This window comes from Bradyrhizobium sp. Mp19 (assembly GCF_029952935.1).
Lineage (GTDB): Bacteria > Pseudomonadota > Alphaproteobacteria > Rhizobiales > Xanthobacteraceae > Bradyrhizobium > Bradyrhizobium elkanii.
Genome location: NZ_JASAUT010000104.1, coordinates 1 through 13958, shown reverse-complemented (window position 1 = coordinate 13958; position 13958 = coordinate 1). Strand labels below are relative to the sequence as shown.

Here is a 13958-nt window from a genome sequence, read left to right as displayed (position 1 = left end):
CGCGCATTCTCTCGCCCCCGAATCAACACGTAGGCAAGAGAATCACGTGGCGCTATTTAGGTACAGACCCTAGATCAAGCCCCATCTATCGAGAACAGCGTCATATGCGGGCCCCCTGTCATTTCAATTGGAGGGTAGCATGGCAGTCGTCGTGCAGTATGTGGTCAAGCCGAATCCAGGCGGCGACCTCGCAGGAATACTCGAATTGGCAAAGGAGAGCGCCGGGCTTTGGCGCAAGCACGGTGGCAAACCAAGGTTCTGGTCTGTCGCCGTCGGTGAAGCCGGCAATTTCGTTTTCTCAGTGAATTTCGAGACGTTTTCGGCTTACGGCGCGGCGGTTGACAAACTCAACGCCGATCCAGCCTTCCACACTTGGCAAGCGAAAAGATTGAAGGCGGGCTTGACCACCCTCGTGCGCGCGAACATGGCGATCGAGATTGAACTTTGAATGAGCAGTACGCGAAAATTACGCCGCCGGGGCCGAAACGGTTTGTCTCGGCGGCGTAATGTCAGCTGGTCCGCAATGCCCATAACAATAGTGGGATTGTCGTAACGGCCGCATCGACGCCGGTATCAATGCGGCTGTCGGTTCTGGCCCCGTGGGCCGGATCACTTGGGCGCACGAAATCGTCGTGGGCAAATAACAAAGCGAATTCAATAAACTGTGGCGGAAGGGGTGGGATTCGAACCCACGGTACCCTTGCGGGCACGCCGGTTTTCAAGACCGGTGCCTTAAACCACTCGGCCACCCTTCCGGATCAAGGATCAGGCCCTTAGCGTAGGGCAGCGCCGAACGCAACGCGAACTTGGCAGCGAAACCCGGGCCGGCCGGTCATTCGCCCGGTCCATGCTGAAGGGGCAGGTCACACACGCGGCAGCCCCGCGCCAATGCAGGCGAGGCCGACAATCAGCAGCGCGCCTGCGCACGCTTCCAAGATGACTGAACGATGCCGCCTTGCATAAACGGCGAGCACCGATCCCACGATCGTGCTCGCGATACCGAACTCCACGATCATTGATTTAAATCGCTGAACTTTGGCAATTGGCCTTGACGAAGAAAAAATGAAATATCTCAGACACTACACGACGCCACGTCGGTGCGGGCATCGGTTTTCGGCTTAACGTTAAGGTGGCGAACCGTGGATTTACGGATACACCGCCAACCCCGCCGTTACTGTCGGGGTGATTTGGACCGCACTATTTTTGTCGATCGCGCCTGCTGAACATGCTTCGAAACCCGCGGGGCAGCCGCGGCAATTGCCATTCCGAACTAGTCCTAACCAACAGACCGGCAGGCAAATCGCGTGCGCAAAAGTAGTAGCGCGCCGCAGCATTGCGGTTCGTGGTGGATAGAAATTGGGAAAAAGGCGCAATGTAACGTCGTGGGCGGAGGGTGGCCGCTTCAGCCTCCGAAGCCGCGCCAGTCCCAGCTTAATTCGCCTTCCAGCTGGGCGCACCGGACGGGGAGGGAGATCTTATGAAGGCAGCGCTCTTGGCATTGTCGCTCGTTGCTCAGCCGCCCGTACAAGTTTCAGACAGTGTTCCCAACTTCGATATCAAGGCGCTCTGCGCGGACGTTTCCGTTGACGATAAAGCGTCGGGACTTCCCAAGGACGCGAGCAAGTGCGTGAGTGACGAGACGGTTGCGCGGCAGCAGCTAAACTCGATCTGGCTAACTGTCCCGGCAGGACCGCGTGAAAGTTGCGAACTCTTGGCGGGGTCAGGGCAAGTGCAAAGCTATGTCGAACTCCTCGTTTGCCTGAAAATGATTGACTGGGACTCGCCATCGACAATGCCCTCTGAGAGGCCCAAGCAAGGTTCGAAAACACTAGGCAATTGAGCGCCATTCGATGAATTGCGGTTGAAAGAGGCCGCCAATTGAGGCGGCCGGAAACGCTTCAATTGCGGCCGAAGATCAAAGAACGAATCTGTCCGGATGGGCAGCGGCCTGGACCTGAATTGGCAAAAATGGCCCGCCGGCCGTGAACCGGCATCGTCGGGCCCGGTCTCGGCATCAAGTGCCCGTGAAATGTGAGGCGGTTCACACTCGATCATCGCGAGTTGGCCTAATGCACGAGCGGGTGGCAGCTCGGTGTCGGAGAATCGTGATGCCGTTTTTCAGCAGCCAAAGCTTGGCGTCAGCAGCCGCCGCTTCAGTGCTCAGTATTGTCATCGTGGGAGCGGTTGCCTTTTCGACTGTTGGTTATGTGGAGTGGTCATCGGCCGTTAATCTGACCCATTTCATGGGCCGGACTGCGGCGGATGCCTCAACGCCGGTTCTACCGCTCAAGGGGCGAACAGGTTGCGAGCAGGGCAATAAGCCGCTGCCCGCGCTTTCTTTACCGCTCGAATGACGCCGACCTAAAGCGACAGCGCCCAATCTGCCAAGGAGACTAAACCGCCAGACGGGCAGGCAGGGCAATCGCGCCAGCTTGCTGTGCGAGGAAAAGACGCCGCCGGTCTCAAAAATACACGCCCGGCGGCGTTTCCTTCCTGAACTGGGACACTGAAATCCCCAGCGTCAATTTAACTGCATGGGCCGTGCCGGCAGGGCCTCATCGCCTGCTGGCGACGTGCATCGGCGAGTTTGTGCCTGGCTCGGGCGCCCCCATAGTTGCCCATACCGCAACGCCTATGGCCAGCGCCAACAGCACGGTCTTTGTAGCAATCTTGTCGCCAGACATTCTCGAGGCGCCTCTCACGCGTCAGCGCGGCAAATCTCAAAAACTACGCCGCCGGGCCCGAAATGGTTTGTCCCGGCGGCGCCCTGTCATTCCCAGCGCTAGGGCCCTGAAATTCCCAACGTCACTTGCTTAGCAGGTACCCGGAGTGACGGCTGTTGCCTAACTCACACAAGGTCCAAAAGAGGAGCCGACGCTCAGGGCCGGCGCGCCAGCTCCTCCGAAACGTGACCGTGCTGCGTCCCCAACGGTCCCGTCCCTCAGAGAAGCCTGCGCCGATCACGTTGCTGATTTGCTAACGGGTCCCATTTCCGGATGCGCCCTGTGGGGTACCCCCTGAGACCTCGCCAGGCACGCTACGACATCGGGTACAATTCAGACAGCCGCGGATGTACCGGCGCTCTGCTGAACCGAGGCGGCCTGCTCACTGGCGCCCGCGCCCCCAGCAGACGGAATGACGGCCTCAGCAACCCACGCTGGGGCCGTTTTCGGTTGCGGCCCGCTGCTCAAAAATTGGCACCCAACTCAACGGGACGGGCAGGGATGATTGAGGACTGGTCGGTTCCGTCGTTTCAAGAAACCCCGGGCCGGCCCGTCACTCGCCCGGTCCGTGAGCTGAAAGGGCTCATGCTCGCAACGCCATTGACCGCGAGGGCCCACGTTGGCCATGATGAGGTCCATGAAGCGTGTCCTCTTTCTCTGCACCGGCAACTACTATCGCAGTCGATACGCAGAGGAACTGTTCAATCATCTTGCAAGAGCCGAACAATTGGCGTGGCGCGCGTGCTCCAGAGGCGCGGCCGAGCGGGGATCGCCCGACAATGTCGGGCCCATGTCAGTCTTCACCGATGATCGTCTTCGCGCCAGCGGTATCGTGCCGGAAGGCGCAGCGCGCTTTCCGCAGCCCTGTTCATTGGCGGACTTCGACGACGCCGACCTCGTGATCGCTCTCAAGGAGGCCGAGCACCGTCCGCTGATCGAGCGCCGGTTCCCCGAGGTCGCCGACAGGGTGACTTACTGGCACGTGGACGATATCGACTTTGCTCATCCGTCAGTCGCGTTGGCCATGATCGACGATCACATCCGCGCGCTGGTTTCAGCGCTCAGGTCATCGGTTCGCGCTTCAGGAAGATCTCCAGCGCAAACGTAGCCGGCCGCGCGAGCATGCCGCTGATGCGTTCGAGGTCGTCGATGGCGACGATCTCGAGGCGGCCTTCGGTCACCGTCAATTGGTCGATGGGCACGTCGCGCGCAAGGAACACCTCGCCGCGAAGCGTGCCGGTTGGCGTTGCATGATCCGGACCGGAATAGCGGCCGATCAACTCAAAACGCTCCGGCGGCAGGTAGTAGCCAATCTCCTCGTGGATCTCGCGCACCACGCATTCGAGGAAAGTCTCGGCGCCTTCCCGCCGTCCGCCAAACAGGCTGACCTTTCCGCGATCGGAGACGTGCGGAAGATCGTCGCGCAGTTGCATCAGCAGCCGGCCATCTGTGCTGACGAGAAGGGCGGACGTTCCCTCCCTGACACTGCCGGTCATCCGTATATCCTCGGCTGGAAAAGGCGAGGATGCGTCACGAGTGGGGCGGGGGGAAGACCGCGCGCCTGCCGCAACCCGATCGGCGGGGAGTGAGATAGGGGTAATCGATCACAGTCGCACGGGCGCCGATCGCGCCCAAGGTCTCAAAACGTTCAGCCGAACGCGAACGCCAGCAGGCTCGAGCACAGCAGCACGAGGCTTGCTGCGGTCAGGGTCAGAAATCCGTCGGAGACCAAATCGTGATTACGCATGACACACCTGCCTTCAATCGATGCTCATCCGAATTGATTAAAGCTTTCCGAACATTCACTCCTGGAAAGAGGTGACGCGTCTTTCCACCTTCAACGGACTGTCAGGCCCGGTACCGATAGCCTTCCACGGCGTGCGCCAAGAAGATCGCCGCACTCACCAGGCCCATCACCGCTGTAACCGTCTCGATCATCGCAAACTTCCTTTGCGCCCCACGCGGACGAGAAAACGATTGCAGCCTTGCACAGTCAAAAAGATTCAATTGTTGGAATCCAAGATGCCCCCCGACTGATGATTTGCTGCAACAGTGTGTCTGATAGCGGGACAGGCGAGGGCGTTGGGCGGAGCTGAAGGTCAGTAGAACGACGGAGGAGGCGCAACAGACCATTCACCAAGACGCCACCGCCCGCCGGCTCTCCCCATTTCCGCCGTGTTCCGGTTGCGATATCGTCACGCTCTGGTGCGGAGGTGGGCCGCGCAGCGACGGCAAGGGACTTCGACGCCTCGGAGTAGGCGCAGGTCCGGCAGAATGGTACTTGGGGCAGATGGGGATTAGACGGCCAGATTCGATGATCCGGACGGCGCGCGGCGCCGTTGCGGTGGCGACGTGCCTCGTCCTCGCCAATTGTGCCTCCTCGAACAAGTTCGCCAGCCGGGTCGACCCCAAATACGGGGTGTCGTCGAGCCCGCGCGTGGTGGCGCTGGGTGATCCCGTGCCGAAAGGCGGCGGCACCTATCGCATCGGCAAGCCTTATGTTGTCGCCGGCCGCACCTATGTGCCGGAGGAGAATGAGAACTACCGCGCGGAGGGCATGGCGTCCTGGTACGGCGACGATTTCCATGGCCGCCTGACCGCCAATGGCGAGGTGTTCGACATGGGCTCGCTCACGGCCGCCCATCCGACCCTGCCGATGCCGAGCTATGCCCGCGTCACCAATCTGAGCAATGGCAGATCGCTCGTCGTTCGGGTCAATGACCGCGGCCCGTACCACGGCAATCGCCTCATAGATGTCTCGAACAAAGCCGCAGAACTGCTTGAATTCAAAGGCAATGGCGTGGCTCGCGTCCGCGTCGAATATGTCGGCCGAGCGCCACTCGAAGGGTCCGATGACCGCCAGTTGATGGCGACCTTGCGCACCGGTACTCCAGCGCCGTCCCCGTCGATGGTCCGCGTCGCCTCCGCACGGCCGTTCGTGCCTGAGATGTCGTCCTCCTCGGGCCGGGTTCGTGGCGACGTTCCGTTGCCGGAGGGGCGGCCCTACAGCCTCGGCAACACCCAGGCCGACTACGCCTCGGTGAGCGCCACCTCGGAAATGTCGGCCTCGAGCCGCTCGCACCGCCGCTCCACGAACAATCCGCGCGAAGTCTCCTATGAGGGTGACGCGCGCTATGCCGCAAGCCCGAGTCCGGCGGCCGCCTATGTCCCGATCGACGCGCGGGGGCCGGCCGAAGTCCTGAGCGGGCGCGGGCTTTACTGAGCCGTCTGCTTACAGATCAGGCCCTTGGCCTGATCATTTCAGAAACGCGATCAGCGCCTTGTTGACCTCGTCGGGGCGCTCCTGCTGGATCCAGTGGCCGGCGCCTTCGATGATCAGCTTCTGCCTGAGGTTCGGCAGCACGCGCTCCATGTCCGCGACCCGCTTGGCGCCGATCAGCCCGGTGATCACCGAATCATTCGAGCCGGCGATGAACAGCGACGGCTGATGGATCTGCGCGTCCTGCCAGGGCGCGGTCAGCTCCCAATTGCGGTCGAGATTGCGGTACCAGTTCAGGCCACCGCGGAAGCCGGAGTGCCGATAGCCTTCGACGAATTCGGCAATGTCGGCCTCGGTCAGCCAGGCCGGCAAGGGCATTCCTGCCGGCAGCTTGCCGAGGAAGCCCTTGGCCTCGTCGACGAACATCGAGCTCGGATCGGAGACGCCACGCCCGAGCACCAGCCGCATGGTGTGGGCGATGTCGCGCTCGAACTCGGCCTCGGCCACGCCGGGCGGCTGAAAGTACTGCCAATAGAAATTGGTGATGCCGCTGTCGCGCAGGGTCTCGAGCGGGCGACCACGGCCGCGGAACGGCGGCGGCACGCTGAGGCCGGCGACTTTCGTGAAGATGTCGGGACGGAACAGGGCCGCGTGCCAGGCCACCGGCGCACCCCAGTCATGGCCGACGATCATCGCGCGGGTCTCGCCGAGGGCGGCAACCAGCGCGACCATGTCTCCGACCGTATCGAAGATCGTGTAGGCGCCGACCTCGGCCGGCGCGCCGGAGCGGCCGAAGCCGCGCATGTCAGGCGCGACGACCCGAAAGCCTGCCGCGGCCAGCGCCGCGATCTGGTGCCGCCATGAATAGGACAGTTCCGGCCAGCCATGGCAGAGCACGACCAGCGGGCCTTGCCCGGCCTCGCGCACGAACACGTCGATGCCGTTGGCGGAAATGGTGCGGGAGGATGACATTCGCGTTTCCGCCTTGTTTGCCGGTTGTGCTGACGTTAGCTGGTTCCGAGGATAGGGACGTTCAACGCAGGCGGCAATCCAGCTTGCCGTGCACAAACGCAGAAACCTCAGTTGTTTGCGATACTTCCAGCTGTTAGAACGCAGTCTTTCAGGACATCGCCGATGGCAGCCCCAACCGCAGTTCCCCGCACGTTGTCAGCTCGCGCCGGGCATTGCTGGCGCGGCCTGGTCGCGGCCGCGGTCGCGCTGGCGATCGGTTGCGGCGGAATGGTCTATGCCGCCAACAACAGCGTCCAGGGCGCCAAGAAGGAAGAGGGCGGGTTCGACGGCGATGCGCCGACCGCGATTCTGGTCGAGGCCAGCAGCGGCAGCGTGCTGTTCGAGAAGAACGCCGACGAGCTGCGCGCGCCATCCAGCATGATGAAGCTGATGACGGCCGAGGTGGTGTTCGACGCCCTCAAGAAGGGCGACATCAAGCTCACGGACGAGTACCGGATCAGCGAGAGCGCCTGGCGGCGGGGCGGGGCGCCGTCCGGCACCTCGACGATGTTCGCGGCGATCAACAGCAAGGTCTCGGTCGACGATCTCCTGCATGGCGCGATCATCCCGAGCGGCAACGACGCCTGCATCGCGCTCGCCGAAGGCATTGCCGGCAATGAGCATACCTTTGCGACCGACTTCATGACCAAGCGCGCCCGCGAGCTCGGCATGACCAGGTCGACCTTCGGCAATTCCAACGGGCTGCCCGACCCGGCCAACAAGATGACGGTGCGGGAACTCGCAACGCTGGCGCGCCACATCATCCTGACCTACCCGGACAGGTACAAGCTGTTCGGCGAGAAGGAATTCACCTGGAACAAGATCCGCCAGCAAAACCGCAACCCGCTGCTGAACGCCTTGCCCGGTGCCGACGGCTTGAAGACCGGCTACACCAAGGAAGGCGGCTACGGCATGGTCGGCTCGGCGGTGCAGAACGACACGCGGCTGATCGTCGTGGTCAACGGCCTCGAGGATTCCGAGGACCGCGCGACCGAAGCCAAGAAGATGCTGGAATGGGGGTTCCGCAGCTTCGAGACCCGGACCCTGATCGCGGCCAATCAGCCGGTCGGCTATGCACGGGTGTTCGGCGGCGAGAGCCGCTCGGTCAAGCTCGTCAGCCCCGATCCGATCAAGGTGATGGTGTCGAAGAACGGCAACGACAAGCTGCTCGCGCGCGTCATCTATAGCGGCCCGGTCAAGGCGCCCATCACCGCCGGCCAGAAGATCGGCGTGGTGCGGGTGTGGCGCGGCGCCAATGTCGCAATGGAAACTCCGGTTTTCGCGGCGGACGCCGTCGGCACCGGATCGACGATGCGTCGTGCGCTCGACGGCGCCCAGGAGCTGGTCATCGGCATGTTCCGCGCAGGGGTCGAGAAGCTCTGACATGGCGGAAGCAGCAGTCCAACGGCCGAGCTTGCGCGGTCGCTTCATCACCTTTGAGGGCGGCGAGGGGTCGGGGAAATCGACCCAGATCCGCAAGCTTGCCGAACGGCTCGATGCCGCCAAGCTGCGCGCGATCGTGACCCGCGAGCCGGGCGGCTCGCCGGGGGCGGAGATCATCCGTCACCTCGTGCTGTCAGGGATGGGCAAGCTGCTGGGGCCGGAGGCCGAGACGCTGCTGTTTGCCGCTGCACGCGACGACCATGTCCGCACCGTGATCCTGCCGGCGCTCAATCAGGGCATCTGGGTGCTGTGCGATCGTTTCTTCGATTCCACGCGGGCCTATCAGGGCCAGCTCGGGCAGGTGTCGCCCGAACTCGTCAACGCCATGCAGCGCGTGACCATCGGCGATCTCAAGCCCGATCTGACCTTCATCCTCGATGTGCCCGTCGAGGTCGGATTGCAACGCGCCGCTGCGCGACGCGGCGACGCCACCGCCGATCGCTTCGAAGCCGAAGGCATCAAGTTCCATCAGGATTTGCGTGACGCGTACCGCCGGATCGCGGCCGAAGATCCGGAGCGCTGCGTCCTGATCGACGCCACGGCCGATCCGGATACGGTCACGGCCAGGATATGGGCCGCGCTGCGCGAGCATCTGCGCGCAGCGCTCACGGCGGACAATCCTGCATGAGCGCGCGCAAGGTCGAACAGGAGAGCGCCGCCCGCCATCCGCGCGAAACGCCGGATTTGTTCGGGCATCGCGAGGCGGAGACCGCCTTGCTCGATGCCTATCGCAGCGGACGAATTCCGCACGCCTGGCTGATCGGCGGCGCGCAGGGCATCGGCAAGGCGACGCTGGCCTACCGCATGGCGCGGTTCGTGCTGGCGTTTCGCAATCCGAAATCGTCCCAGATTCAGGCGGCGCCGACGCTGCGGGTCGATCCATCAGATCCGGTGGCACGCCAGATCACGGCGGGCGCCCATGGCGGGCTCCTTGTGCTCGAGCGCGGCCTCAACGATCGCGGCGTGATGCGGACCGTCATCACGGTCGACGAGACGCGGGAGACCATCTCGTTCTTCGGCTCGACCGCTGCGGTCGACGGCTGGCGCGTCTGCATCGTCGATACCGTCGACGAGCTCAATCCCAACGCCGCGAACGCGCTGCTGAAGATCCTCGAGGAGCCGCCGCAGCAATCGCTGTTCCTCCTGGTCAGCCACGCACCGTCACGGGTGCTGCCGACCATCCTGTCCCGTTGCCGCAAGTTGCTGCTGCGGCCGCTGGAGACGAGCGACGTGGTGCGCGCGGCCGCGGCCGCAACCGATATCGAAGCCGACGATCCGGCGCTACTGGAAGCCGCCGCAGCATCCGAAGGCAGCGTCGGGCGGGCGCTGTCGCTGCTCGGCGGCGATGCGCTGAAACTGCAGCAACGCACGGCCGCGCTGCTCGCGACGCTTCCGAGCGTCGATCCGCGCGAGCTGCATGCGCTGGGCGAAGCGCTTGGCACCAGTGACCGCGTCGCGCTCGCCGCTTTCATCGACGGCATCGATCGCTGGATGAGCGAGCGCATGCGCACGGGCGACGCCAATGCCAATCTGCCGCGCCTTGCACGGCTGGCGGAGGTATGGGAAAAGATCGTCCGCGCCGCGCGCGATACCGAAGCCTACAATCTGGAGCGCAAGCCGCTGGTTTTCTCGGTGTTTTCGATGCTCGCGGACGCGACCCGATAGACGCCAAGTCTGCAAACAATCTGGCTGAAAACGCATCTGCCTGAACACATATCTGTCTGACTAAACTCCCGACAATCTCGTTTCGATCTGCAAAGGATTCCGTGGTGGCGACCGCTAAGAAGAAATCGTCGAAAAAAGCCAAGAAGACGAAGAAGGCATCGCCCGCTCGCGCGACCGGCAAAGCCACGGCGAAATCGCGCGCCGCCAAGAAGGCTGGGCGCGTCGCCAAGAAAGCGAAGAAGGCCGCCAAGGCCAAAACGGGAGCCAAGGGCGCCAGGAAATCGGCGGCGAAGAAGGTCGTGAAAAAGGCCGTCAAGAAAGCCGCGAAGAAGACGGCCAAGAGCACGGCCAAGAAGACTGCTGCGAAGGCCACCAAGGCTCGTCCGAAGAAGGCAGCCGTCGCACCGGCGGCAACGAAGCCCGCTCTGCCGATGGCTCCCGTTACCGAGAAGGCGCCGAGACCGGCAAAGCCTCGCGCGCCGAAGCAGCCCAAACCCGCAGCGGCGGCTCCTGCGGCCGCATCCATCCCGGTGCCCGCCCCGGACCGCGGCAACATCTATTACATCACGACCGCGATCGCTTATCCGAATGGCCAGCCTCATATCGGCCACGCCTATGAGGCGATCGCGACCGATGCGCTGGCGCGCTTCCAGCGGCTCGACGGCAAGGACGTGTTCTTCCTGACCGGCACCGACGAGCACGGACAGAAGATGATCCAGACCGCGGCCGGTGAGGGGATGACGCCGCACGATCTTGCGACCCGCAACGCTGCCCGCTTCAAGGAGATGGACGAGCGGCTCAACGTCTCGTTCGACCGCTTCATCCGCACCTCGGAGCCTGCGCACCACAAGTCCGTGCAGGAGATCTGGCGGCGCATGCAGGACAATGGCGACATCTACATCGACGCCTATGCCGGCTGGTACTCGGTACGTGACGAGGCCTATTACGCCGAGGATGAGACCACAGTCGGCGAGGACAATGTCCGCCGCGGCCCGCAGGGCACGCCGGTCGAGTGGGTTGAGGAGAAGAGCTATTTCTTCAAGCTCTCGGCCTACCAGGACAAGCTCTTGCACCTCTATGAGAGCCAGCCCGATTTCATCGGCCCGGATTCGCGTCGCAACGAGGTGATGAGTTTCGTGCGCGGCGGGCTCAAGGACCTCTCGATCTCGCGCACCACCTTCGACTGGGGTGTCAAGGTCCCGGACGATCCCGAGCACGTGATGTATGTCTGGGTCGACGCGCTGACCAACTACATCACCGGCGTCGGCTATCCCGATGAGAGCGACAAGCATTGGCGCTACTGGCCGGCCGACGTCCACATCATCGGCAAGGACATCATCCGCTTCCACGCCGTGTACTGGCCGGCCTTCCTGATGTCGGCAGGCATTCCCGTGCAGAAGCGGGTCTATGCGCACGGCTTCCTGTTCAACAGGGGCGAGAAGATGTCGAAGTCGGTCGGCAATGTGGTCGACCCCTTCAATCTCGCCGAGCAGTACGGCGTCGACCAGATGCGTTACTTCTTCCTGCGCGAAGTGCCGTTCGGCCAGGACGGCAACTACAATCACGAGGCCATCGTCGCGCGTATCAACGCCGACCTCGCCAATGATTTCGGCAATCTGGCGCAGCGTTCATTGTCGATGATCGCCAAGCAACTCGGCGGCGTGCTGCCGGAGCCCGGCGAATTCAGCGACAACGACAAGGCGATTCTGGCGCAGGCCGACGCCATGCTGGAGACGTCGCGCACCGCGATGGCGACGCAGCAGATCCATCAATGGCTCAACACGGTCTGGGCCGTGGTCGCCGAGGCCAACCGCTATTTTGCCGGCGAGGCGCCGTGGGCGCTGGCGAAGACTGATCCCGCGCGCCAGAAGACGGTGCTGTATGTCACCGCCGAGGTCGTGCGCCAGATCGCGATCATGGCGCAGGCCGTGATGCCGGAGTCCTGTGGCAAGATGCTCGACAGCCTCGGTATCGCTGCTGACGCCCGCGGCTTTGCCGCGGTCGCCGAGCGCATCAAGCCGGGGACCGTCCTGCCGGCGCCTGTTGGCGTGTTCCCGCGCTATGTGGAACCGAAGACCGAGTGAGCGGTTCGAAATTCATGCTGGTCGACAGTCACTGCCATCTGGATTTTCCCGACTTTGCCGACGATCTCGACGGGATCGTCGGGCGCGCCGAGGCGGCCGGCATCGGCCGCATGGTCACGATCTCGACCCGGGTGAGGCGGCTCGGCGGGCTGCTTGCGATCACCGAGCGCTTTCCCGACGTCTACTGTTCGGTCGGCACCCATCCGCATCATGCCGATGAAGAGGATGGCATCCCGGCCGGCGAACTGATCGAGCTGACGAAGCATCCGAAGGTCGTGGCGCTCGGCGAAGCCGGGCTCGACTATTTCTACGAGCACGGTTCGCGCGAGGCGCAGGAGCGCGGCTTTCGCGCGCACATCGCGGCGGCTCGTGAAACCGGCCTGCCGCTGGTCATCCACACCCGGGAAGCCGACGAGGATTGCGGTCGCATCCTGGAGGACGAAGTCGCGAAGGGCGCGTTCAAGGCCGTGCTGCACTGCTACACCGGCGGCCGCGAACTCGCGATGAAGGCGATCGCGCTTGGGCTGTCGATCTCGTTCACGGGCATCCTGACCTTCAAGAAGTCGGACGCGCTGCGCGCGCTGGCGGCAGAGCTGCCGGCCGACCGCATCATGGTCGAGACCGACGCGCCGTATCTTGCGCCCGGCAAATTCCGCGGCAAGCACAACGAGCCCTCCTATGTCGTCGAGGTCGCCAAGGTGCTCGCGGAAACCCGCGGCGTCTCCCTGGAGGAGATCTCGCGGCAGACCACCGAAAACTTCTTCCGGCTGTTCTCCAAGGTGCCGGCGCCGAAGGTTGCTGCATGACGCTGACACTGACCATTCTGGGCTGCGGCTCGTCCGCCGGCGTGCCGCGCCCGGCACTCGGCTGGGGCGCCTGCGATCCCGGCAATCCCAAGAATCGCCGCCGCCGCTGCTCGATCATGGCCGAGCGCACCATGGAGCACGGCACCACGCGGGTCGTGATCGACACCTCGCCCGATCTGCGTGAGCAGCTGATCGACAGCAATGTCGAGCACATCGACGCGGTATTCCTGACGCATGAGCATGCCGACCAGACCCACGGCATCGACGATTTGCGCTCGGTCGTGCTGCATCAGCGCCGCCGCATCCCGGTCTACTTCAACCAGTCGACCGCCAAGGACATGATGGCGCGGTTCTCCTATTGCTTCATCGCGCCGGAAGGCAGCGACTATCCGCCGATCCTGACGCGGCATTCGATCGAGGCCGGAGAAAGCCACACAGTCCAGGGGAAGGGCGGCCCGCTGAAGCTCGGGGCCTTCCTGGTGCAGCATGGCAAGATCCCGGCGCTCGGCTACCGCATTGGCGGCGCCGCCTACACGCCCGATCTGCACGACATCCCCCAGGAGAGCTGGCCGGCGCTCGAAGGTCTCGATCTCTGGATCGTCGACGGCTTGCGTTATGCGCAGCATCCCAGCCATTTCAACGTTGCGGACGCGCTGTCGTGGATCGAGCGCTTCAAGCCGAAGCGCGCGGTCATCACCAACATGCATTCCGACCTCGACTACGAGGTGCTGCGGCAGAGCCTGCCGGCCGGCGTCATCCCGGCCTATGACGGCATGCGGCTGACGCTCGACCGGGTGGGCTGAACACCCAATTGATCCAGAGCGAGCGCCACATACTCGCTGTCGTCCCTGCGAAAGCAGGGACCCATAACCACAGGGCATCGTTGTTGAAGTAGGCTGTCGCGCCAGCTTTGCAACACAATCGGCATTCGTGGTTATGGGTCCCTGTGTCTTGGAAGTCTGTCAGGATGAGGGTGGGCGGGAAGCCGTTGGGTCCTTGGCGCTTG

General features: G+C 63.5%; 14 protein-coding genes and 1 tRNA gene. 11 read left to right on the top strand and 4 right to left on the bottom strand.

The features are described 5' to 3' along the window. Positions 1-139 precede the first annotated feature (139 nt). Entirely contained in the window at positions 140-448 is a 309-nt protein-coding gene (locus QJT82_RS43595; RefSeq protein WP_100213607.1) for a hypothetical protein, read from the top strand. A 217-nt stretch (positions 449-665) separates the two neighbouring features. Here the strand turns inward: QJT82_RS43595 and QJT82_RS43590 are convergent. Then, a tRNA-Ser gene (locus QJT82_RS43590) sits at positions 666-755 on the bottom strand. A gap of 108 nt (positions 756-863) precedes the next feature. Next, complete coding sequence (locus QJT82_RS43585) at positions 864-1016, bottom strand: hypothetical protein (protein WP_196238156.1); 153 nt, start codon at positions 1014-1016, stop codon at positions 864-866. A 461-nt stretch (positions 1017-1477) separates the two neighbouring features. Between QJT82_RS43585 and QJT82_RS43580 the strand changes: the two genes are divergently transcribed. The 3 genes from QJT82_RS43580 (at position 1478) to QJT82_RS43570 (ending at position 3831) form a co-directional block, all read left to right on the top strand. Further along, entirely contained in the window at positions 1478-1840 is a 363-nt protein-coding gene (locus QJT82_RS43580; protein WP_035631555.1) for a hypothetical protein, read from the top strand. 268 nt (positions 1841-2108) lie between these two features. After that, a complete protein-coding gene (locus QJT82_RS43575) occupies positions 2109-2354 on the top strand; it encodes a hypothetical protein (protein WP_155258488.1) in 246 nt (81 codons plus the stop codon). A gap of 1006 nt (positions 2355-3360) precedes the next feature. Next, positions 3361-3831 (top strand): low molecular weight phosphatase family protein, encoded by a 471-nt coding sequence (locus QJT82_RS43570; RefSeq protein WP_155258487.1) that lies wholly within the window; start codon positions 3361-3363, stop codon positions 3829-3831. Here the strand turns inward: QJT82_RS43570 and QJT82_RS43565 are convergent. Beyond that, a complete protein-coding gene (locus QJT82_RS43565; protein ID WP_051447857.1) occupies positions 3785-4219 on the bottom strand; it encodes an NUDIX domain-containing protein in 435 nt (144 codons plus the stop codon). The two genes, QJT82_RS43570 and QJT82_RS43565, sit on opposite strands and share 47 nt — an antisense overlap. Before the next feature lie 818 nt (positions 4220-5037). Here QJT82_RS43565 and QJT82_RS43560 point away from each other — a divergent pair. Beyond that, positions 5038-5946, top strand: coding sequence for a septal ring lytic transglycosylase RlpA family protein (locus QJT82_RS43560; protein ID WP_035631554.1), 909 nt, complete (start codon positions 5038-5040; stop codon positions 5944-5946). Between the two features lie 33 nt (positions 5947-5979). Here the strand turns inward: QJT82_RS43560 and QJT82_RS43555 are convergent, their stop codons facing one another. Beyond that, entirely contained in the window at positions 5980-6915 is a 936-nt protein-coding gene (locus QJT82_RS43555) for an alpha/beta hydrolase (RefSeq protein WP_028340653.1), read from the bottom strand. A 162-nt stretch (positions 6916-7077) separates the two neighbouring features. Here QJT82_RS43555 and QJT82_RS43550 point away from each other — a divergent pair, with 162 nt between their 5' ends. The 6 genes from QJT82_RS43550 to QJT82_RS43525 all read left to right on the top strand — a co-directional run bounded on the left by QJT82_RS43550 (position 7078) and on the right by QJT82_RS43525 (position 13755). Then, positions 7078-8337, top strand: coding sequence for a D-alanyl-D-alanine carboxypeptidase family protein (locus tag QJT82_RS43550; RefSeq protein ID WP_035631553.1), 1260 nt, complete (start codon positions 7078-7080; stop codon positions 8335-8337). A 1-nt stretch (position 8338) separates the two neighbouring features. Beyond that, positions 8339-9025, top strand: a complete 687-nt coding sequence (gene tmk, locus QJT82_RS43545) for a dTMP kinase (protein WP_028340651.1) — start codon at positions 8339-8341, stop codon at positions 9023-9025. Next, a complete protein-coding gene (locus QJT82_RS43540; protein ID WP_028340650.1) occupies positions 9022-10062 on the top strand; it encodes a DNA polymerase III subunit delta' in 1041 nt (346 codons plus the stop codon). The genes tmk and QJT82_RS43540 overlap by 4 nt, the downstream gene beginning before the upstream one ends. A gap of 104 nt (positions 10063-10166) precedes the next feature. Beyond that, positions 10167-12146: a methionine--tRNA ligase gene (metG, locus tag QJT82_RS43535; RefSeq protein ID WP_080686749.1), complete on the top strand. Its 1980-nt coding sequence runs from the start codon at positions 10167-10169 to the stop codon at positions 12144-12146. A gap of 14 nt (positions 12147-12160) precedes the next feature. Further along, a complete protein-coding gene (locus QJT82_RS43530) occupies positions 12161-12952 on the top strand; it encodes a TatD family hydrolase (RefSeq protein WP_028340648.1) in 792 nt (263 codons plus the stop codon). Continuing rightward, positions 12949-13755 carry an MBL fold metallo-hydrolase gene (locus QJT82_RS43525; protein ID WP_028340647.1) on the top strand — a complete coding sequence of 269 codons (807 nt, stop codon included), beginning with the start codon at positions 12949-12951 and terminating at the stop codon, positions 13753-13755. Before QJT82_RS43530 ends, QJT82_RS43525 begins: the two co-directional genes overlap by 4 nt. The last annotated feature ends 203 nt before the right edge of the window (positions 13756-13958 follow it).